General features: G+C 37.1%; 18 protein-coding genes and 1 riboswitch. Of the genes, 17 read left to right on the forward strand and 1 reads right to left on the reverse strand.

The annotated features are described in order from the left end of the window. Nucleotides 1-15: 15 nt before the first annotated feature. On the reverse strand, nt 16-732 hold the full coding sequence (locus IGJ32_RS04620; protein WP_010719591.1) for an alpha/beta fold hydrolase: 717 nt from the start codon (nt 730-732) through the stop codon (nt 16-18). A 211-nt stretch (nt 733-943) separates the two neighbouring features. Between IGJ32_RS04620 and IGJ32_RS04625 the strand changes: the two genes are divergently transcribed. From IGJ32_RS04625 to IGJ32_RS04705, 17 genes are all read left to right on the forward strand, one after another. Beyond that, nucleotides 944-1576, forward strand: a complete 633-nt coding sequence (locus tag IGJ32_RS04625; protein ID WP_053766455.1) for a lysozyme family protein — start codon at nt 944-946, stop codon at nt 1574-1576. A gap of 145 nt (nt 1577-1721) precedes the next feature. After that, the gene (locus tag IGJ32_RS04630; RefSeq protein ID WP_225792594.1) at nt 1722-2504 is read left to right on the forward strand and encodes a DUF368 domain-containing protein; all 783 of its coding nucleotides are present in this window, start codon (nt 1722-1724) and stop codon (nt 2502-2504) included. A 167-nt stretch (nt 2505-2671) separates the two neighbouring features. Then, a complete protein-coding gene (locus IGJ32_RS04635) occupies nt 2672-4993 on the forward strand; it encodes a cation-translocating P-type ATPase (protein WP_342081954.1) in 2322 nt (773 codons plus the stop codon). A gap of 186 nt (nt 4994-5179) precedes the next feature. Continuing rightward, nucleotides 5180-7021, forward strand: coding sequence for a DNA primase (gene dnaG, locus IGJ32_RS04640; RefSeq protein ID WP_010719587.1), 1842 nt, complete (start codon nt 5180-5182; stop codon nt 7019-7021). A 23-nt stretch (nt 7022-7044) separates the two neighbouring features. Beyond that, nucleotides 7045-8154 (forward strand): RNA polymerase sigma factor RpoD, encoded by a 1110-nt coding sequence (rpoD, locus tag IGJ32_RS04645; RefSeq protein WP_010719586.1) that lies wholly within the window; start codon nt 7045-7047, stop codon nt 8152-8154. Nucleotides 8155-8528: 374 nt separating this feature from the next. Beyond that, nucleotides 8529-10847, forward strand: a complete 2319-nt coding sequence (locus tag IGJ32_RS04650) for a cell division site-positioning protein MapZ family protein (RefSeq protein WP_342081933.1) — start codon at nt 8529-8531, stop codon at nt 10845-10847. A gap of 201 nt (nt 10848-11048) precedes the next feature. Next, nucleotides 11049-11912: a CvfB family protein gene (locus IGJ32_RS04655; RefSeq protein WP_010719584.1), complete on the forward strand. Its 864-nt coding sequence runs from the start codon at nt 11049-11051 to the stop codon at nt 11910-11912. Nucleotides 11913-12015: 103 nt separating this feature from the next. Continuing rightward, on the forward strand, nt 12016-12489 hold the full coding sequence (locus IGJ32_RS04660) for a Fur family transcriptional regulator (RefSeq protein WP_010719583.1): 474 nt from the start codon (nt 12016-12018) through the stop codon (nt 12487-12489). Between the two features lie 92 nt (nt 12490-12581). After that, nucleotides 12582-13469 carry a site-specific tyrosine recombinase XerD gene (gene xerD, locus IGJ32_RS04665; RefSeq protein WP_010719582.1) on the forward strand — a complete coding sequence of 296 codons (888 nt, stop codon included), beginning with the start codon at nt 12582-12584 and terminating at the stop codon, nt 13467-13469. An 18-nt stretch (nt 13470-13487) separates the two neighbouring features. Next, nucleotides 13488-13859: a hypothetical protein gene (locus IGJ32_RS04670; protein ID WP_010719581.1), complete on the forward strand. Its 372-nt coding sequence runs from the start codon at nt 13488-13490 to the stop codon at nt 13857-13859. Further along, nucleotides 13856-14623: a segregation/condensation protein A gene (locus IGJ32_RS04675; RefSeq protein WP_277749450.1), complete on the forward strand. Its 768-nt coding sequence runs from the start codon at nt 13856-13858 to the stop codon at nt 14621-14623. The genes IGJ32_RS04670 and IGJ32_RS04675 overlap by 4 nt, the downstream gene beginning before the upstream one ends. Beyond that, nucleotides 14607-15182, forward strand: coding sequence for an SMC-Scp complex subunit ScpB (scpB, locus tag IGJ32_RS04680; RefSeq protein WP_010719579.1), 576 nt, complete (start codon nt 14607-14609; stop codon nt 15180-15182). Before IGJ32_RS04675 ends, scpB begins: the two co-directional genes overlap by 17 nt. After that, complete coding sequence (locus tag IGJ32_RS04685) at nt 15182-15898, forward strand: pseudouridine synthase (protein WP_010719578.1); 717 nt, start codon at nt 15182-15184, stop codon at nt 15896-15898. The genes scpB and IGJ32_RS04685 overlap by 1 nt, the downstream gene beginning before the upstream one ends. Nucleotides 15899-15978: 80 nt before the next feature. Next, a riboswitch (FMN riboswitch) is annotated at nt 15979-16102 on the forward strand. 121 nt (nt 16103-16223) lie between these two features. Further along, entirely contained in the window at nt 16224-16838 is a 615-nt protein-coding gene (locus IGJ32_RS04690; RefSeq protein WP_010737347.1) for an ECF transporter S component, read from the forward strand. 596 nt (nt 16839-17434) lie between these two features. Next, complete coding sequence (locus IGJ32_RS04695; protein ID WP_010719576.1) at nt 17435-18958, forward strand: YfcC family protein; 1524 nt, start codon at nt 17435-17437, stop codon at nt 18956-18958. Nucleotides 18959-19109: 151 nt separating this feature from the next. Beyond that, entirely contained in the window at nt 19110-20450 is a 1341-nt protein-coding gene (locus tag IGJ32_RS04700) for a M20 family metallopeptidase (RefSeq protein WP_034700263.1), read from the forward strand. A gap of 285 nt (nt 20451-20735) precedes the next feature. Further along, on the forward strand, nt 20736-21461 hold the full coding sequence (locus tag IGJ32_RS04705; RefSeq protein WP_025480478.1) for an alpha/beta hydrolase: 726 nt from the start codon (nt 20736-20738) through the stop codon (nt 21459-21461). Nucleotides 21462-21822: the final 361 nt, after the last annotated feature.

The following is a 21822-nucleotide window of genomic DNA, read 5'->3' on the forward strand; positions in this document are numbered from 1 at the left end:
CACCTACTATTCTTATTATTCAGACAAAAAATCTAATACTTCTTGATTGAAACGTTGAGGATCTTTTCTAGCTAACTGATGTCCTTGTTCGTTCACTAAAACAAAAGAAGCATTTGGGATCGTTTTTGCTAGGTAAAGGGAGTGTTGCAGTTTGATCACATCTTTTTTTCCAACAATAATCAATGTTTTACATTTTATTTTCTCTAAATCTGCTGTTGAAAGACCGATATCTTTTAACAACAATTTGATCACCAATAAATTTTTTCTAAGCGATGGGCAAACTAAAGAAAGCAACCACATACCAATATAATGACAGTAGCTAAGCAGTCTCGCTGAGAATAAAACCCCTTTAACTAAAGTATTTCCTGAATTTAATATTAATCGATGTACTTTCTCTGGATAATAACTTGAAAAGACCAATCCAAGATTAGCTCCATCACTAAAACCTAGTATATTTGCTTTTGTAATTCCTTCAAGTAGCATGATGGTATAAAGATCTTCTGCCATCAAACGAAAAGACAAGGTATTTGCTTGATTCGTTGAACGTCCGTGACCTCGACTATCAATGAGATAAACGGTATAAAACTGACTAAAGACAGGAACTTGCTCTGAGAAGAAACGACCACTGCCATCATTACCATGGAGTAAAAACAGAGGCATGCCATTTCCGCTTTTCTCATAATAGATCTCTGTTCCATCAGTCATTTTTGCATATTTCTTTTCTTTTTTCACATAATCACCTACTGGTTAAAGTATAACGACAATTCTCCTATAAGAGCAATTGTTTTCCTAAAAAAACAACGATCATTTTCGTAAGATAGTAAAAAATTCCGAAAATTTCAGTTTTTATTAAGGAAAGGAACAAATGATTAGTAAGAAATAGCCAAGAACGATAATAAATAGTAAGATAAAAAAAGATGTCAAAATAACTAGGTGAATGTTTATGAAAAAAAAGAAAAAATCAATCTTTCGAAGAATCGTCTCTTTTTTAGTGATTGTCTTGGTCATAGGAGTATTGATCATCTTAGGAAAAACCTATCAATCGATTAAAAGAGTAGAAAAGTACGAACCAGAAATAACAACAGCAATCAAAAAGTACCATATGGAAGAGTACGAGTCTTTGGTCAAGGGGATCATTTTAACAGAATCAAAAGGCAAGGGGATTGATTTGATGCAAAGTTCGGAAAGCGCCTATGGTAAAGCCAATGTGATCGATAATCAAAAAGAAAGTATCGATCAAGGGGTCAGCTACTTAGCAGAAATGATCAATGAGGCAAAAAAACAAGGATGTGATCTTGATACAGCTATACAAGCCTATAACTTCGGTAAGGATTATATTGTCTACGTAAAAAACCGAGGTGGGGAAAATACCATGGAGATAGCAGAAGAATATTCCAAAAATGTCTTGAGTCCACTTTTAGGTAATGAGAAAAAAACCAAGTATCGCTATTGGCGAGTCCCCTCATTGCTTTACAATGGCGGTTATCTTTATCATAATGGAGGGAACATGTTTTACACAAAAGTTGTCAAGATGAATGAAGACCTCATTGAGTTATATGACAAAGTTTTTAACTAATTGAGTGTAATGCTGAGATTTTTTTGCTAGATCTTTATCTTATCAGAAAGAAGGAGTGCTCAAAAAAGTGGAAAAAGAACAAATCATAACAGAAAAGGTAGCGAAAGATTCAGGGAAAGACTGGCTATTGCGCTTTGTAAAGGGAATGTTTATCGGTTCGGGTTTTATTTTACCGGGGGTAAGCGGAGGCGCTTTAGCAGCTGTTTTTGGGATGTACGAACGATTGATCTCTTTTTTAGCTCATCTAACCAGAAATTTTAAAGAAAACGTGCTTTTCTTTTTGCCTGTCGGATTAGGAGGCATCAGCGGAGTCTTTTTGCTTTCCTTTTTGGTGAGTTTCTTATTAGGGACATATGAAACGACGATTTTATGGTTTTTTGTTGGGTGTATTGTAGGTACTGTTCCAGCGTTGTGGAAAGAAGCTGGAAAGAAAGGGCGGCAATCAGGTGATATCATCCTGATGATCGTCACATTGATCGTGGCTTATTTCTTTTTACTTTACGGATCACAACTATTTGATGGTCAAGTTGAACAAAACACAGTAACTTGGATCATCGCTGGCGGTCTAATCGGCTTAGGGATGATTGTTCCTGGACTGAGTCCCTCGAATTTTTTAGTCTATATGGGGTTATATAAGGCGATGGCTGATGGTTTCAAAGAAGCTCGCTTAGACGTGATTTTACCGATCGGTTTAGGCGCGGTAGTCTGCGTGTTGACGTTATCAAAGTTATTTGATTTTATCTTTTCTAAGGCATATAGTAAATTGTTCCATTTTATTTTAGGAGTTGTTTTTGCTTCGACGGTAATGATTGTTCCTACAGATTACACAAATTTAAGTTTACTAGGAATCATCTTTTGTCCCATTTTATTTTTTGCTGGTATCGCATTAGGTTGGTGGATGAGTCGTTTAGAAGAACAATATAAATAAAGGTTGAATGGCACATGATTTTTGCTGGGATTTCTCAGCGGCATAGAATCATGTGTTATTATTTTGTATAAATTTGTAAAAAATAAGTTGTTTTTAATAATAGAACAAGCTAGACTTAAATATATTGATTATTTTTTGAAAGTTGGCGAAAAATGGAAACGAAAGAAATGAAGGGTCTTACTCAGGAAGAAGTGAGACAAAAAATTTCCTCTGGGCAGCAAAATGATTACCAAGAGGATGCATCAAAAAGTACTAAGCAGATTCTTAGTGACAATATACTAACGCTGTTCAATTTTTTAAATTTTGGTATTGGGATTTGCTTACTATTGGTCGGTGCCTATTCCAATATGGCTTACCTGGCAATCATTGTGGTGAATATCATTATTGGTATCTATCAAGAAATCCATGCTAGAAATCTAGTAAGAAAGCTATCGATTGTTTCGCAATCAGAGGTACGAGTTATCCGCGAAGGAAAAGAGCAGTCGATTTCAACAAAAGAATTAGTTTTAGGAGATGTCGTAAAGATTGGTGCAGGGGAACAGATTCCTTCTGATTTAAAAGTGATCTCAGGACGCGCAGAAGCCAATGAGGCACTATTGACAGGGGAGTCAGACCTGATTGTCAAAACCGAAGGAGATGAATTGCTTTCAGGTAGTTTCTTAACCAGTGGTTCTGTTTTAGCTCAAACGATTCGTGTTGGCGCAGACAACTATGCAGTTCGCCTAACGAGTGAGGCAAAAACCCATAAAGCGATTCATTCTGAACTTGTCGATTCTATTCGAAAAGTATCGAAATTTACTAGCTTCATTATCATTCCATTAGGTATTATTTTATTTTTAGAAGCGTTATTTATCCGTGATGCTTCCATTAAGATTTCTGTTATTGCTTCGGCAGCAGCATTACTAGGGATGTTGCCTAAAGGCTTAGTCCTTTTGATTAGTATTGCACTGACTACTGGTGTAACGAAATTAGCAAAGAAAAGAATCTTGGTCCAAGATATGTATTCGATTGAAACACTTGCTCATGTAGATACGCTTTGCTTGGATAAAACAGGGACGATCACTGAAGGAAAAATGAGTATCCAACGGGTCGAAGCCCTAAATCCTAAGTACGAAAAAGCGATTCCTGAAATCATGGGAACCTATCTAGCTGAAAGCAGTGACAATAATCTTACCATGCGGGCACTTAGAGATTACTTTCAAGTAGCTAATCGCTATACTGTGACTGAAAAGTTAGCTTTCTCTTCTGACCGAAAATGGGGAGCGATGGAGTTTCCTGAATTAGGTGTGATCTATGTAGGAGCTCCTGAACGTTTGGTTGAAAAATCACAACTGCCAGAAAGTTTGGTGGATGCTCAAGCAAATGGCTACCGTGTATTGATGCTGGGGATCGCTCCTGAACAACATTTGACTGAAGGAGAGCCAAAAGGTGTTGAACCAATCGCGCTGTTTGAGATTGACGATCCAATACGTAAAAATGCAGAAGAAACATTAGCCTATTTACATGCTGAAGGTGTGAATCTAAAGGTTATTTCAGGTGATAATCCGTTCACAGTTTCAAATATTGCCCGCCGTGCAGGCTTACCAAATTATGATTCGTATGTTGATCTTTCTACGATGACAGAAGAAAAAGCTGTCCGGGAAGCCGCTCATGAGTACACGGTCTTTGGTCGTGTGAGTCCACAACAAAAGAAAACATTAGTGAATGAATTAAAACAAAGTGGTGGAACTGTGGCTATGACTGGGGATGGAGTCAATGACGTATTGGCACTGCGTGAAGCAGACTGCAGTATCGCCATGGCTGAAGGAGACGGTGCAACAAGACAAATTGCTAATCTCGTTTTACTTGATTCTGATTTTACGACTTTACCAGAAGTCTTATTCGAAGGGCGTCGTGTCGTAAACAATGTGACCAAAGTTTCAGGTATTTTCTTTATCAAGACGATCTATTCGTTTATTCTTTCTATCTTATGCGCAATTACTGCAATCGGGTTTCCATTCATCCCAATCCAGATCACATTGATTGACTTAGCTATTGAAGGTTATCCTTCTTTCTTCTTATCGTTTGAACAAGATAAACGAAAGATTACCTATCGTTATTTACCAACAGCATTGATCAATGCATTGCCAAATGCATTGCTAGTCGTATTGAATATTATTGTGGTTTATATTTTAGGAAAAGTTTTGCCATTTACCCAGTTGCAAACGACCACTTTAATGTATTATCTATTGATCGGAATCAGCTGTATGGCAGTAGTCAAAGCGTGTTATCCATTTAATCCGTTGCGAATTTTCTTAGCGGTAACAACTGTTGTAGGGATTTATGTAGCAGCGATGCTTTTCCATCATCTGTTAGAAGTTGATCTAGGGTTAGGAACGGCTTGGCCATATTTCATTGGTTTTATGATCGTTAATATCATTTTGAGACTGATTTATGGAAAGACCAATATCCGTGACTACTTATTGAATAAATTAGCAACAACGAAATAAACCGTTGCTTGTTCTTAGAATGACAAGTATTATACTTGAAAAAGTTTAGAATTGTGATAGAATGAAATATGTATAATTGTGTCCTTTAAAATCGCACTGATTTTCGTTAGTGCGATTTTTTACCGGTTATTCTCCTGAGGTATCTCTTTGACAGATGCCAATTAGCTATTTACAGGGGGTGAAAGCATGGCTCAACGGATTCCTCAAGAAGTCATTGAAACGATTCGTGGACAAACGAATATTGTTGAGGTGATTGGTCAATACGTCCAATTAAAAAAATCTGGAAAGAATTATTTAGGTTTGTGTCCTTTTCATGAAGAACGAACACCATCTTTCTCGGTGGCTGAAGATAAACAGATTTTTCATTGCTTTGGTTGCGGAAAAGGAGGAAACGTCTTTACTTTTCTTCAAGAACTAGAAGGACTTAGTTTCCCAGAAGCAGTCGTCAAAGTTGCTGATTTTGAACAAATTCAGTTAGAAGATCAATGGCGCAAACAAACACTTCCCTTCGAAAATAGCGATTCAATTACAGGAAAATTGATTTTAGCGCATGAAAAAGCCGCAGAAGTATATCATCATATGTTGCTACACACGAAAGTAGGCGAGCAAGCTTTAGATTACTTACTACAACGTGGTTTGACACTAGAATTGATTGAAGAATTTGCGATCGGATTTGCACCGAATGAACGTTCATTTTTGAAACAAGTATTTAAAACTGAAGCATACGATCAAGAAGTGTTGGAACGTTCTGGTTTGTTTATCTCTCATGAGGATGGAGGAATATCTGATCGGTTTTACCAACGTATCATGTTTCCTATCAGAAACCCTCAAGGGCGCACGATTGGTTTTTCTGGACGCTGGCTTGCACCAGAAAAAGGACAAGAAAAAGATCAACCCAAATATTTGAATAGTCCAGAAACAGAATTATTCAATAAAAGACAAGTGTTGTTCAACTTGGATAAAGCACGTAGTGATATCCGAAAAAGCGGTGAAGTTCTTTTATTTGAAGGTTTCATGGATGTCATTGCTTCTTGGCAAGCAGGTGTAAAAAATGGGATAGCTTCCATGGGAACGAGTTTAACGAATCAACAGATCCAGCAGATTGAACGAGTAACCAAAGAACTAGTTTTTTGTTACGATGGAGATAAGGCAGGATTCGAGGCAACGAATCGAGGGATCGAATTGTTACGACAAAATAGTCGATTGCAATTATCAATCGTTGTGATTCCGGAAAAACTTGATCCCGATGAATATTTACGTAAATATGGAAATGACTCCTTTAATGAACTGATCTTTCATGGTCGTGAAACGGTCTTTACTTTCAAGTCACGTTATTTGAAGCAAGACAAGAATCTGGAGAATGAAAAAGATAAAATCCAGTACTTAGAAGAGGTATCGAGAGAACTTAGTCAAGTTGTCTCGCCAATCGAACAAGATATGTATTTGTCGCAACTAGCGACCGAATTTCAACTTAGTCGTGAAACCCTGCAAAAGCAAATACGGGATTTTCGCAGGGAAAATCAAACGAATCGAACCAACCAACCAACGACATTGCCAGAACCAGCTATTTCACGGACGGCAATAACGAAAAAGAGACCGCTGACTCAAGTAGAAAAAGCGGAACAAATGCTCTTGTACAGAGTGTTCAAAGAGATATCTGTCCGTAATCTTTTGAAAGAACAGCAATTTCAGTTTATTCATGACATTTATGCAGAAGTATATTTTTTATTCGATGCATTTGTGTCACAACATGATGAATTCAACCTTGCGGAGTTTTTGGACTTTTTGCAAGATGAAAATTTAAGGCGTTTAGTGGTGGAAATCGAGTATTTGCGTGTAGCCGAAGAAAGCACACCAAGAGAAATCCAAGACTTATTGCGTGTAATCAGAAAGTCTAGTTTAGCTGATGAAATAACTTTAAAAAAACAAATGCAGCAAGAGGCTAGAAGAACTGGAAACAAGCAATTAGAATTGGAATTAACGATTGAGATCATTAATTTAACAAAACAGTTAAAACAAGCCGAATAGCTACTCAAGGGGGGCCTTCTTTTATGGCAAATGTAACAGAGAATAAAAAGTATGAAGCAGCAGTAGCAGCTTTTATCAAAGAAAACAAACCAAAAAGACAAGTCGTGTATGATGATCTTTCAAATAAACTTGCAACGCCATTCACATTGAATGCGGATGAGATGGATAAATTGATCCAAAAAGTCGAGGATGCTGGAATCAGCGTTGTTGATGAAAATGGAGATCCATCGATCCATAGCTTGAAGAGTGCAGAGAAAAAAGCGGAACAAGCAAAAACAGAAGATCTGTCAGCACCTACTGGTGTAAAAATCAACGATCCAGTTCGTATGTATTTAAAAGAGATTGGTCGTGTTTCCCTATTAACTGCGGAAGAAGAAGTAGCTCTTGCTTTAAAAATCGAAGAAGGTGATCAAGAAGCAAAACAGCGTTTAGCTGAAGCAAACCTTCGTTTGGTCGTAAGTATTGCTAAGAGATATGTTGGACGTGGCATGCAATTTCTTGATTTGATCCAAGAAGGAAATATGGGCTTGATGAAAGCTGTTGAAAAATTTGACTACCGTAAAGGATTCAAATTTTCAACTTATGCTACATGGTGGATCAGACAAGCAATCACTCGTGCCATCGCTGACCAAGCACGTACGATCCGTATCCCAGTGCATATGGTAGAAACCATCAATAAATTGATCCGTATCCAACGTCAATTACTTCAAGATTTAGGAAGAGAACCGACGCCAGAAGAAATTGGTGCAGAAATGGACCTTCCTACAGAAAAAGTACGTGAAATATTGAAAATTGCGCAAGAGCCAGTTTCTTTAGAAACACCAATTGGTGAAGAAGATGATTCTCATTTAGGAGACTTCATTGAAGACCAAGAAGCTACTAGTCCTGCAGAACATGCGGCTTATGAATTGTTAAAAGAACAATTAGAAGATGTTTTAGATACATTGACTGACCGCGAAGAAAATGTTCTCCGCCTACGTTTTGGTTTAGACGATGGTCGTACCAGAACACTCGAAGAAGTTGGGAAAGTATTCGGAGTAACACGTGAACGTATTCGACAAATCGAAGCGAAAGCGTTACGTAAATTACGCCATCCATCACGCTCAAAACAATTGAAAGATTTCTTAGAGTAAAAATAGGATTCAAATTTTGAATCTTATAGACAATGACTGTCTTTTAAAATAGCGAGTAGCCTTTAGTGAAAACAAAGTAGCACGGGATCAGAATAGATGATCCCATGCTACTTTTTTAGTCAATAGCTGAGTCAAAAGCTTGAATCTGATCATAATAAACAAATAATTGATGCGCTATTAAGATTATGATGATGAAAACATAAATAATTGCGTAACTATGCGTAATTATAAGAAACTTTTTGTAAATTATTTGTTTTATGTTTACGAGTTATACTATTTGATATCCGTTTGATCAAAATAGGCTCTTGGCGAAACTTTCAGAATATGGTAGATTAAATGGTAGCGTAAACCTAACAAAAGGAGCCGATCGCTCAGTGATAAAAAAATGCCCAACGTGTGGATCAAAGAAAATCAAAGGAAAGTTGATTTGTCCTGATTGTGGTTACCAAATAAAAGAGCAAGACCAACACACGAATGAAGAAAAGAACAACAGTCAATTACCAATAGATTCTTCAGAAGAACATTTTCCTGACACGGAATTAAATGATTCAATCGAATGGTCAGAATTAACAGAGTTACCATTAGAATCGGTCATGGCCTTGTTTAAAGAAGAATCATCTGAAGAAACGAATCTAGCAGAAACTAATGATGCTGAAGAAGAAGTCACTAAAAAGCTAAATACAAAGCCGTCAACAAGTGAAGAAGGAACTAATTCGAAAAAACAAGTTAACGGCGATGAAATGACGGATGAACTCGAAGCAGAACAACAAAAAAGAGTAGCTGAATTAAAAGAATTTGTTGATCATGAAAAAGAAAATTCGATTTTATCTGCTTATATCAAAGCTCATAGAGAAGATACAACAGAAGAACATGCAGAAGAATTGATGCGAATGATCCAAGAGGAACTCGCAGCTAAAAATGCCAAAGAGACTGATTCAAAACAAGAAAGTACAGTGCCAGGAACTAACGAACGTGAAACGAAAGAAAAGGAAACAGTTGATACGAAGGATAGCGTTGTTCAGCCAACTGACCATCAAGCGATTGATCAAGAAGAAACGTTCGAAACGGCAACAGAAAAAAATCATGAACGCTTAACGGCACCCCAAACTTCAGAAGAAAATCAACTGCTTTCTTCTAAGGAACAAACTGAAGAACCAGTGCCCGCTTCAAAATCGACTCACGTCCAATCGTCGTCAGAAAATCTTTTGATAGGAAAAAAAGAAGTCGAAGAAAAAGCGAGTGCGGAAGATGTCGATAAAAACTCAACCCAAGAGGACGAAGCGTTAAACGAAAATTTGAAACCTGAAGTTTCAGAAAAAGATATTCCGAAAGCAGCTCCATCACAAGAGAATCAATCAAACGGAGAAGTTCTAAAAGAAGAAATATCGAAAAAAGAAACAGCAAAAGAAGAAGTACCGAAAGAAGAATCGGTAAAAGAAGAAGAACCAAAAGAAGAAATTCGTAAGAAAGATTCTTCAAAACCAGAAGCTATAGAAAAAACAGAATTATCAAATGAAATCGATCAAAGGACAGAAACGGAACAAAAAGAACCAGTTACATCAGCTAAGACTGATGAGGGGAAACGAAAAAGATCGAAAAAAGGACCGTATCTGGCTTTAGCAGCAATCGTCTTGCTCGGAGTCGGTGGTTGGGCTTATTATGACCATCAGCAAGATGTTCAGGCACAAATCGCTGCACAAGAAGAAAGACAAAAACAAAAGGTGGCAGATCTACAAACAGCCTTGAATGCTTTTTATACAGATCCGTCTCACCAGTTTATCCGTACTTCAATGATCAATCAAGACTTAGCTAAACTAAAGACTGATCTGAATGACGTAAAAAAAGAGAAAGAATACCCTGAATTAGAAAAAACATTCCAGGATATCCAAACCAAAATCAAAGATATTCAACGTGTCAACCAGTTATTTACTTCGGTAGTGATTGACGATGATCATTTAGCAGCTGATCCCAAACTAAAAGAGGATCAAGCCATTCAACCAATCACTACAAATGAAACTGCTTTTGGACGTCTGATCAAGCAAGCGCAAACCGAAGCAGAGGATCAATACAAACAATTGCAGACGGCTAAAGATAAAGTGAACGTTGTCTATCATGATAATCAAGTCGTAGACAGTGCGAACAGAGAGCAGTATGACGAAGCAAAAAATGCTGTAGAGCAAATCAAAAATGAAGAGCTAGCTGTCGCTTTAAAAGATCAACTAAAAAAAGTAGATGAAACCTTGACTGCGAAAGAGCAGAAAGAAGCACAAGCAAAAGAAGAAGCAAAAAAAGCTGAAGAAGCAAAAAAAGCAGCTGAAGCAGCCAAACAAGCTGCAGCTCTGGCTGCACAACAAGCAAAATCTAGTTCCACTACCAATAAGACTAATTCAGCCAATCAACCCATCATGTCAACTCGACAAAGTGATGTGGCTGATGCATCTAATCCAGCATGGAATTGGGCACCAGGAGTCCAACAAAGTGTTATTGCTACTTGTATTCAACGAGGCTACATTGTGGCAGGTGGATATAAACTAGAAAAAGCGAGAATCGAAAATGGTGAAGGTTACTATAATCTTTATGCTACTTCAACCCAATCTAATTTGATGCGTGGAATCGGTGAAAGTGCATTACCATTTTATATTGTGACGATCAATTGTAAAACAGGCTGGTTTGGCGGAAATGGCAGCCATTAATCTGCTAGATAGACAATGATCAAATACTACTCAGATATCGTAGATCGTATGGAACTAAGTGGATGACCATATAGGATCAGATACACGATGTCTGAGTTTTTTTGCGACGACTAAGACCAAACCAACTACTAATCATGGAAACATTATGTTATGATAGCTAAGAAAAGATGGCTGAATCTTTTATAAATAAGGAGAAATAAGATGAATGAATTACTGGCAACAATATTTACCGGAATGGTAATTGATGAAAATGAAAAAAATTACTTTGTCCAGAAAAATGGACAAACTTTTGGGTTAAGTAAAACCGAAGGGACCTATCGTATCGGTGAAGCAGTCGAAGGGTTTGGTTATCAAAATCAAAAACATGAAAATCGTTTTACTACGTTGATTCCTAAAAGTCGAATTGGTCACTATGCTTTTGGTACAGTGACCGCTTCACGAAAAGATTTAGGAGTATTCGTCGATATTGGATTACCCGACAAAGATTTTGTGGTCTCATTAGATGAACTACCAACAATGACAGAACTTTGGCCTAAAAAAGGCGATCGTTTAATGGTTGCTTTAAGAGTCGATAGCAAAGACCGAATTTGGGGTAGTTTAGCCGATGAAAAGATTTTTAAATCATTGAGTAAACGTGGAACAGAAGAAATCAAAAATAAAGACATTACAGGCGTTGCTTACCGCTTGAAACTGACCGGAACGTACGTCTTAACAGATGATTATTATATCGGATTTATCCACCCATCAGAACGCTATAATGAGCCGCGCTTAGGTGAACAAGTCAAAGGACGAGTAATTGGTGTGAGACCTGATGGAGTATTGAATCTTTCATTAAAACCAAGAGCATATGAAGCAATCTCTGATGATGCACAAATGATTTTAACAATCATCGAACGATCAGCAGATGAGCAAATCCATTTTACTGACAAATCTGATCCGGAAGATATCATGAAAACTTTTGGTATAAGCAAGGGAGCTTTTAAACGAGCAATCGGCAATCTATTAAAACAAGGACTAGTCAAACAAGAAGCAGGCGTAACGAAACGAATTAGAAAATCTAATTGAGAATACCTTGCATGTTTTTCTTAACTAGCTTATAATTATTTTAATTTAGAAAGAGATTCTTTTTGTTTGATTATAATTATTATAAATTGTCGGGGTTGAATACATGGTTATGAATGCGATGTCAGTAATGAAAAAAACGAAACAACAATTGCACGAGTCGGGGTTCAAATTAACCCCACAAAGAGAAGCAACTTTACAAGTACTTTTAGAAAATGAGAAAGAACATTTATCGGCAGAAGAAGTCTTTTTTCTAGTGAAAAAAAAGAGTCCAGAAATTGGGTTAGCTACTGTCTATCGGACGTTAGAGATTTTGACCGATTTGAAAGTCATTGATAAAGTCAGCTTCAATGATGGTGTTGCTCGCTATGACTTGAGAAAAGAAGGAGCAAAACATTTCCATCATCATTTATTGTGTTTACGATGTGGCACGATTGAAGAGGTCGAAGAAGATTTATTGTGTGAAGTGGAAGAAATTGTGGAGCAACGGTATCACTTTTTGGTAAAAGATCATCGCTTAACATTTCATGGTATTTGTCAAAAATGTTACACTAAAGAAAAAGAAAGCAAAACCGTCTGATTGCTAGACGGCTTTTTCTTTGCCTAGCTGTAAAATAGACTATCGAAAATGAAGGGTATCTGATATGATAGAAGAGCACGAGGTGGATTATTATGAATGAAGAAATTAATGATTATCTCCACTATTTGACGATTGAACGTGGCTTGTCATTAAATACGAGAAAAAGTTATGAACGAGATTTGTTACAGTATCTTCACTATTTAGAAGATGAGCAAATCACTTCCTGGCAAGATGTCGATCGCTACGTCGTGATCAATTATCTGGAAAAGATGCATGATGAAAAGAAAGCTCCAGCAACCGTGACCAGAATGATTACTAGCTTGAGAAGATTTCATCAATTCTTACGTCAAGAACGATTGACTGATCATGACCCGATGCAACACATTGATACGCCTAAAAAGGTTCAAAAGTTACCTAGTACCTTATCCTTGACTGAGGTTGAACGATTGATCGAAACACCTGATACAACCAAAAATCTAGGGATCAGAGATCGAGCAATTCTAGAAGTCATGTATGCAACAGGTATGCGTGTCAGTGAACTCGTTGGTTTAAAGCTAAGTGATCTTCACTTGTCGCTCGGCTTGGTCCAAACACTTGGTAAAGGGGACAAAGAACGGATCATACCTCTAGGTGATTATGCGATCCAATGGTTGGAGCGGTATCTAGACGAAGCACGCCCCCTCCTTGTAGCGAATCCTTCTGAAACGCATGTATTTGTCAATCATCATGGTACAGGGTTATCACGGCAAGGTATCTGGAAAAACCTTAAACAATTAGTGCGTGAAGCAGGAATCAATAAAGAGGTGACCCCTCATACTTTAAGGCATAGTTTTGCGACACATTTGCTGGAAAATGGTGCAGATCTTCGAACGGTACAGGAATTATTAGGACATGCTGATATCTCAACAACACAAATTTATACACATATCACAAAGAAAAGAATGACGGATGTTTATAAGCAGCATTTTCCAAGGGCTTAGTCATAGGAAGGTGAAAAAATGTTAACACATTACCGAAAAGAAAATCGTAAAATTGCTATGGGACTGTTAAGTTTTCATAAGAAACTAACGGATAAATCGAATTTACTCAAAGAAATCAATACCTATGAAACAGAAGAAGGATATGAACTTTTTTTCTTCACACCAGAAGGTTCAACGAATATTCAAGGGATTATTGGTGTTTATTGGGGTGAAAATCAGGAATTGATTATTCACGATGTTTCATTGAATCCATCTTATCGGGGAGATCAGATGGGCTTTCAAATGCTTGATGAACTTCAAGAAAAATACCCAGACTTTTCCATACGACCAACAGAGATTACCCGTCCATATCTCGCAAAATGGGTCGATCGAAACAAGAAGAAAGAGTGAATATGGTGACAGAAATCAATATCAAATTAGATATATTTGAAGGACCCTTAGATTTACTCCTTCATTTGATCCAGCAAATGGAGATCGATATTTATGATATCCCGATTGCAACGATCACTGAGCAATACATGAGTTATATCCATACGATGAAAACTCTTGAACTTGCTGTTGCTGGAGAATATCTAGTGATGGCTGCCACGTTGATGGCGATCAAAAGCAAAACTTTGTTACCTGTTCAAGAAGCAATCATTGAAGATGAGTATTGGGAAGAGGACCCGCGTGACGAATTAGTCAATCAATTATTGGAATATCGAAAGTATAAGTATGCTGCAGAGCAGTTAACCGAAAAAGCCCAAGAGAGAAGCTTATATTATACGAAAGAACCAGTTGCAGTAGACGATCTCATTGGACAAGAGAAACCATTGAAACGTGGACAAGTCAAAAAGATTGATTTGTTTCATGCGATGGAAAAAATCTTAGAGCGAAAGAAATTCTCAGAGAAAGTTGAAAAAACGATTACTCCTGATGATACAACAATTGAAGAACGTATCATCTTTATTGAAGAGCGTCTTAAGCAACATCATAAGGGATGCTCTTTTGAGTCTTTTTTTGAAACGCCTTCGAAAACAGAAGTAGTCACTACATTTATGGCTTTATTAGAAATGATGAAAAATGGTCAGATCGTTGCGCAACAAGAAGGAAATTATGAAACAATTATGCTTTATCTAGCAGTAGGAGATACCAAAGATGACAAAATTAAGTGAACTTGAAGCCATTTTATTTATTGTTGGCGAGGAAGGAATCGGGTTAGAAGAAATCAGCTATCTGTTAACTATTACGAAAGAAGAGACAGTGGCTTTATTAACGGAATTAAAAACAAGATATGAAAATGATCCAGCTAGTGCTTTGCATATTTTGGAAACAGAGGCACATGTCGTTTTAACAACCAAAAAAGAGTTAGCGCCATTGTTGAAACGCTATGCCCAAGGGACGTCTAATACTCTCTCACAAGCAGCTGTCGAAACGTTGGCGATCATTGCATATAAACAACCGATTACCAGAGTAGAAATCGAACAAATTCGTGGGGTTCAAGTCTCAGGTGCCATTCAGCGGCTAGCTGCTCATCAGTTGATTGAAGAAAAAGGACGCGTGGAAGGACCTGGACGACCTATTTTGTATGGGACGACTCCTTATTTTTTAGATTATTTTGGTCTCAACTCATTAAAAGACTTACCAGATATACAAGCAATGGAGCATTCATTAAACGAAGAGTCTTCACTCGACTTATTCTTTGATGAAATGGATGAAGGAGAACAGATATAATGGAAAGACTACAAAAAGTAATTGCGCATGCAGGGATCACTTCCAGACGTAAAGCGGAAGAATATATTTTGGCTGGACGAGTAAAAGTCAACGGCAAAGTAGTAAAAGAACTCGGAGTAAAAGTTAGCAAACGTGATTTGATCGAAGTAGATGAAGTGCCGATTTATCAAGAAGAATACGGGTACTATTTACTATATAAACCAAAAGGCGTGATTTCCGCTGTTGCTGATGACAAGGGACGAAAAGTCGTAACTGATTTGCTCCCAATGGTGAAAGAACGAATTTATCCAGTAGGACGATTAGATTATGATACTTCGGGTATACTGCTCTTGACTAATGACGGTGATTTTGCGCAACGTTTGACCCACCCGAAACATGAAGTAGACAAAGTATATGTGGCGAAAGTCAAAGGGATTGCTACTAAAACAATGTTATCTCCCTTGACGAAAGGGATAAAAATCGAAGGGAAACGAACTTCACCAGCACGTTACCAAATATTATCTGTGGATCCTAAGACAAATCATAGTATCGTTGAATTGACTATCCATGAAGGTAGAAATCATCAGGTAAAAAATATGCTTCAAGCAGTTGGCTTACCTGTTCAAAAATTAAAACGAGAAAAATACGGCGATTTGACGCTTCAAGGCTTACGCCCTGGCGACTATCGTGAGTTGAACAAAAAAGAAGTCAGCAGTTTATTGAATCAATCAAAATGATTACTTACTTATTATAAGAATAAATGATTGCATTTTTTCTCAAGCGATGTATAATGTAAAGGTAAACAAAATTATAAATGGTTCGTCTTCAGGGGCAGGGTGAAATTCCCGACCGGTGGTTATAGTCCACGACCTACTTTACCTAAGTAGCTGAATCGGTGAAATTCCGATACCGACAGTATAGTCTGGATAAAGAAGATAGAGCTTATTTGACGTAGTTTTTTGCCAAATAACTCTAACTCTCCCTGTTATTGGAGAGTTTTTTTATTTGCAAAAAGTTCGTCGAAAAGTTCGCTGAAGAGGAGTCCTAACAGGAGGATTTCAAATGAAGAACACCCGTGTACAAAAAATGGTCGCTGTGGCATTATTTGCTGCGATCGGATTGGTTTTGCAATATATCGCATTTCCGATCATGCCAGCCTTTAGTTTTTTAAAGATCGATTTTAGTGATATCCCAGTACTGATCAGTATGTTTTTATTTGGTCCAGTTGCTGGATTGGTTACAGCTTTCTTACGATCGATCTTACACTTGATCACTACTGGCTTTTCACCAGATAATTTGGTAGGAGATACAGCTAGCTTTTTAGCAACAGCTATCTTTACCTTACCTATTTTCTACTTCTTCCGTAAGAAGACTCAAGTAGGGAAAAATAAGTTTTTAGGTGTAATTTCTGGTACGATCGCAATGACGATCTTCATGAGTGTCGCAAACTATTTTGTGATTACCCCATTATACCTTATGTTTTTAGGTTTAAATGCTAATCAAATGTTAGGGATGCCGTTAGCTAATTATGTCCTGATCGGAATTGTCCCATTTAATATCATTAAAGGATTTATCGTCAGTGCTGCCTTTTTGGTTTTACACGCAAAATTATTGCCATGGTTAAGTCGGAAACAACACCAGTTGGCACAAAGACATACAGTGACGAACAACAAATAAATAGTACAGCAGCTCATGCTCGTTTATCCATTTTTAGAGGGAAGCATGAATTGATGCCACTTTCTTAATTATTTTATCATTAAAAAAATCAGTCAAGGCTCCTTAACTTTTACAATATAAAAAGTTAAGGAGCCGTTTTTGTCAGTACTAGTATTTCTGAAAAAGTAGTCCAACTATTAGAAAAAAAGGGGATGAGAAAATAAACATTGTTTTTTCTAAAAAGAATTCAAGGAAATAAAAAAATATCGGAAATTTTAATGAAAAAAAATTCATTAACTCACGTTGTGTAAGCGTTTTATAAACGGTGTTTGAGTATTTCTTTTGTTTATGCATAAAAATGTATTTTATGATTCAAAATGTGAAATTAATCACTTTTTGAATGATAAATAGTTTTGTTATAATGGGAGTGGAAAACGCTACAATTGTATTGAAAAAGCTTTACCTTAAATTTCATAGAGAAAGGAGTGAAAGCAGGATTTTTGAATAAAATTTGCCAAATCAATAGGTTATTGTTTTGGTTATCGTATTCTTTTTGATAAAATAACTGATGGAATCACTCTTATAAGATTCTAATGTTACAAGAAAGGGAGAAGAACATGGAACAAACAAAGAAGAAACAATTTCAAATGCCTTCAGCGTATACGGTCTTATTTATTATTATTGCGATTATCGCTGTACTAACTTGGTTCATACCAGCTGGACATTATAGTGTCAATGATGCAGGCAACATCATTGCTGGATCATATGAACGAGTAGAGCAAAATCCTCAGGGGCTATGGGATATCTTTATGGCACCGATTAATGGGATGCTAGGTGTACCTGCTGGGGAATTAACGAAAGAAACACCGGCTGCTATTCCAATTTCATTCTTTATTTTAGTTGTGGGTGGTTTCTTAGGTATTATCAATAAAACTGGTGCTTTGGATGCAGGGATTGCTTCCGTTGTAAAACGCTTTAAAGGGAAAGAAAAAATGTTGATCCCTGTGTTGATGATCCTATTTGCATTAGGTGGTTCAACTTATGGTATGGCGGAAGAAACTATTCCGTTCTATGCTTTATTGATTCCTGTTATGATGGCTGTTGGGTTTGATACAGTTGTTGCAGTAGCTATCGTTTTAGTAGGGTCACAAGTTGGTTGTTTAGCTTCAACCGTTAATCCATTTGCTACTGGGGTCGCTTCTCAAGCAGTTGGTATCTCAATGGGTGAAGGAATCGGGTTACGTTTCTTGATGTTCGTGGTACTATTGGCTATCTCAATTGCTTATGTCTACCGTTACGCATCTAAAGTGGAAAAAGACCCAACGAAATCACTTGTATATAAACAACGTGAAGAAGACATCAAACATTTTGATATCGATTCAATTGGTCGTCAAGAATCAATTACTAAAAGACAAAAACATGTAAATATCCTATTTTTCATTACCTTTGGTATTATGATCATTAGTTTGATTCCTTGGACAACATTGAATAAAAACTTTACGATTTTTGAATCATTAACTAACTGGTTAACAGGGTTACCTGTAGTCGGAACTGTTTTAGGTAAAAACATGCTTCCTTTAGGAGAATGGTATTTCCCAGAAATTACCATGTTGTTCTTAGTGATGGCTATTGTAGTGGCAATCACTTACGGAATGAAAGAATCAGTCTTTATTTCTGAATTCTTAGCAGGAGCTTCAGATTTGATCGGTGTTGCGATCGTGGTAGCTGTTGCACGTGGTATCCAAGTTGTGATGAATAATGGTTTAATCACTGATACGATCTTACATTGGGGTGAACAAGGATTAAGTTCATTGTCATCTAGTGTCTTCTTGATCTTAACGTTTATCTTCTATATCCCTATGTCATTCTTGATCCCATCAACTTCTGGACTAGCAGCAGCTACTATGGGAATCATGGGACCAATGGGTGAATTTGCAGGCGTTGGTAAAGATTTAGTTATCACTGCTTATCAATCAGCATCTGGTTTGGTCAACTTGATCACACCAACATCAGCAATCGTTATGGGGGCTGTTGCGATCGCTCGTTTTGATATTTCCGTTTGGTGGAAATTCACAGGAAAATTGATTGCTATCCTATTTGTAGCCATTTGTGTTATCTTAGGTGTAGCGGCAATGTTATAACAAAGTAGACAAAACCGTTGACTTAGAGTGTACATGGTTTTTTACTTGATGTGAATGGACAAGATCCAAGCTCAACTATTTATTGTTTGAAAAAAGAGGTTGTGTCTGTTGTTTTGACATAACCTTTTTATTATATTAGGAGGCTAGTAACATGAAACAATTTGTAACAAAACAACATCATGAACAAGCATTGGAATCTTTAAATGAATTGATTCGAATCCCTTCAGTTCTGGACGAATCAGATACTGGTGAAGGGCATCCTTTTGGGACAAAAGTGATCGAAGCATTGGATAAAGTGTTAGAAATCAGTGAAAATCTAGGATTTAAGACATTTAAAGATCCAGAAGGATATTATGGTTATGCGGAAGTCGGATCTGGCGATGAGCTATTTGGTATCTTGTGTCATATGGATGTCGTTCCAGCTGGCGATGAAAACAATTGGGATTCTAAACCATTTGAACCAACTGTCAAAGATGGTTGGTTGATTGGACGAGGATCACAAGATGACAAGGGACCTTCCATCGCTGCAATGTATGCTGTCAAATCTTTGATGGATGCAGGCGTTGAATTTAATACACGTATCCGATTTATTTTTGGAACCGATGAAGAAAACTTGTGGCGTTGTTTAGATAAATACAACGAAAAAGAAGAAGGTATTACGCAAGGATTCGCACCAGATGCAGAGTTTCCATTGATTTATGCTGAAAAAGGATTACTACAAGCTTACCTAACTGGACCGGGAACATCTGAATTTTCAGTTAAAGCTGGTGGCGCACTGAATGTCGTTCCAGATGCAGCTCCTTATGCTGGTGAAAAATTAGCTGAAGTCAAAGAAGCATTGAAAAAACATGGATTTGACTTTGAAGATCAAGGAGAATCAATTGTCGTTCTTGGAAAAAGTATCCATGCCAAAGATGCAGCAGAAGGTGTCAATGCAATCTCTCGTTTAGCGATTGCTCTTTCTGAAGTATTTGATTTTGCTCCAATCAACTTCTTAGGTCAATTAGTTCAAGAAAATGCTACTGGTGAAAACGTGGTAGGAAAAACGGTGGATGAACAATCTGGCGAATTGACAATGAACTTTGCTAGTCTGGAAATCACTCCTGAACAAACTAAAATCGGGGTCGACATGCGTATCCCAGTAACTTTCAAAAAAGATGAACTCGTAGAAAAACTAACAGAAACTGCTAAAAAGTATGAGTTGACTTATGAAGAATTTGACTTCTTAGATTCCCTTTATGTTCCATTAGACAGTGAATTGATCAAAAATCTTTTAGGAACTTACCGTGATATTACTGGTGATATGACTGAACCATTTGTATCTGGCGGTGCAACTTTTGCACGGACGATGAACCAATGTGTAGCATTTGGTGCAATGTTCCCAGATACCCCTGATTTTATGCATCAGGCAAATGAACGTTGGGAACTAAGCAGCATGTACAAAGCAATGGAAATCTATGCAGAAGCTGTTTACCGTTTGTGTGGAAAATAATCATTTGAAATGCTCAACTAAATACACTTTAGTTCAATAGAGAACGAAACTGCTCTCTTACTGTTAAAGGCTGATGAAGGTCAATGTACATTCATCAGCCTTTTTTTTGTTATAGTGGGTCTTGTTGAGGGGAAGAGTTAGGTCTAAGAAAGATCGCATTTAGTGCCACTGGCTAAACAAATTTATTCTTTTTCAAGAAAAAAGAGTTGCAATTTATTCGTATTTTATTTAGTGTGAATTTATAATCGATCAATAGGTACGATAAAAGGAGAATAGGTGAGAGATGTGAAGATATTTAAGCGAGTATTAATTGGTATAATTATTTTTTTGGGGCTAGCAGGAGGCGCTGGGTACTACTATTTACAACAAAATACCTATGAACCATCTAGTCAAGCAAGTCAAATAGCCCAAAATGGAAAGGATAAAAAAGATTATTTATTTTTTGAGACGAAAGAAAAAAGTCAAAAACCACTGGTTATTTTTTATCCAGGTGCTTTGGTTGAACCAGCTAGTTATAGTGTCTGGGCTGAACAATTAGCAAAAAGTGGATACTCCGTAGCAATCGCTAAGATGCCTCTTGACTTAGCCATACTTAGTGGGAATAAGGCAGATAAGATCAAAGAAGACTTTTCAAATCGAAATTATGTGATTGGTGGACACTCATTGGGGGGCGTCATGGCGAGTCGTTATGCTAATCAGCATTCTTCTGACAAACACTTAAAAGGAATCTTTTTCTTAGCAAGCTATCCTGATGAAAAAGGTACATTGGCGAAAACGACATTACCTGTATTAAGCCTGACTGCTTCTAATGATAAAGTCTTGAATCAAAAAGCCTATGAATCAGCTAAAGAATATTTACCTGAGCAAACAGAATATGTTTCGATTAATGGAGGAAATCATGGCGGATTTGGCAGCTATGGGGAACAAAAGGGAGACGGTAAAGCTAAGATTACAAACGAAGACCAACAAACAGCGATTACCAATACGTTAATCAATTGGTTAGGAGAATAGAGTTCCAGACCTAAATCTTACAGCTCACTTTAAAAATGAGTAAAAAGTGTGCATCAGCTCTTTGAAAAAAGCTTGAATTTTTTTAAACATGAGAAACTGTTAAAAAAAAATTCAAGCTTATTGTTATCGTAGCTTCCCGCTTCTTTCATGACTTTATCTAAGGCAGTTCAGAAGTCCATTTATCAGAAACTTTGCCGAAGAGCTACATAAGTCACAATCTTTATATAAATAGACTAGAGATAAATCAACTCAAACTTTCACTTGAACATAGAAAGAAATTTGTTCAAACACCATTTCCAGGTCAACTGCCTACTTTTCAAATCATCATTATTAGAAACACTTACATTGATCTATATTCATT

This window comes from Enterococcus sp. DIV1639a, from assembly GCF_050530445.1.
Classification (GTDB): domain Bacteria; phylum Bacillota; class Bacilli; order Lactobacillales; family Enterococcaceae; genus Enterococcus_B; species Enterococcus_B hirae.

What these genes read in the sequence shown, in the direction of transcription:
- IGJ32_RS04660 (WP_010719583.1), top strand. Translation starts at nt 12,016, where the DNA reads ATGGTTATGAATGCGATGTCAGTAATGAAAAAAACGAAACAACAATTG.
- IGJ32_RS04655 (WP_010719584.1), top strand. Translation starts at nt 11,049, where the DNA reads ATGAATGAATTACTGGCAACAATATTTACCGGAATGGTAATTGATGAA.
- IGJ32_RS04625 (WP_053766455.1), top strand. Translation starts at nt 944, where the DNA reads ATGAAAAAAAAGAAAAAATCAATCTTTCGAAGAATCGTCTCTTTTTTA.
- IGJ32_RS04670 (WP_010719581.1), top strand. Translation starts at nt 13,488, where the DNA reads ATGTTAACACATTACCGAAAAGAAAATCGTAAAATTGCTATGGGACTG.
- dnaG (WP_010719587.1), top strand. Translation starts at nt 5,180, where the DNA reads ATGGCTCAACGGATTCCTCAAGAAGTCATTGAAACGATTCGTGGACAA.
- IGJ32_RS04695 (WP_010719576.1), top strand. Translation starts at nt 17,435, where the DNA reads ATGGAACAAACAAAGAAGAAACAATTTCAAATGCCTTCAGCGTATACG.
- IGJ32_RS04700 (WP_034700263.1), top strand. Translation starts at nt 19,110, where the DNA reads ATGAAACAATTTGTAACAAAACAACATCATGAACAAGCATTGGAATCT.
- IGJ32_RS04690 (WP_010737347.1), top strand. Translation starts at nt 16,224, where the DNA reads ATGAAGAACACCCGTGTACAAAAAATGGTCGCTGTGGCATTATTTGCT.
- IGJ32_RS04635 (WP_342081954.1), top strand. Translation starts at nt 2,672, where the DNA reads ATGAAGGGTCTTACTCAGGAAGAAGTGAGACAAAAAATTTCCTCTGGG.
- rpoD (WP_010719586.1), top strand. Translation starts at nt 7,045, where the DNA reads ATGGCAAATGTAACAGAGAATAAAAAGTATGAAGCAGCAGTAGCAGCT.
- IGJ32_RS04685 (WP_010719578.1), top strand. Translation starts at nt 15,182, where the DNA reads ATGGAAAGACTACAAAAAGTAATTGCGCATGCAGGGATCACTTCCAGA.
- xerD (WP_010719582.1), top strand. Translation starts at nt 12,582, where the DNA reads ATGAATGAAGAAATTAATGATTATCTCCACTATTTGACGATTGAACGT.
- scpB (WP_010719579.1), top strand. Translation starts at nt 14,607, where the DNA reads ATGACAAAATTAAGTGAACTTGAAGCCATTTTATTTATTGTTGGCGAG.
- IGJ32_RS04630 (WP_225792594.1), top strand. Translation starts at nt 1,722, where the DNA reads ATGTTTATCGGTTCGGGTTTTATTTTACCGGGGGTAAGCGGAGGCGCT.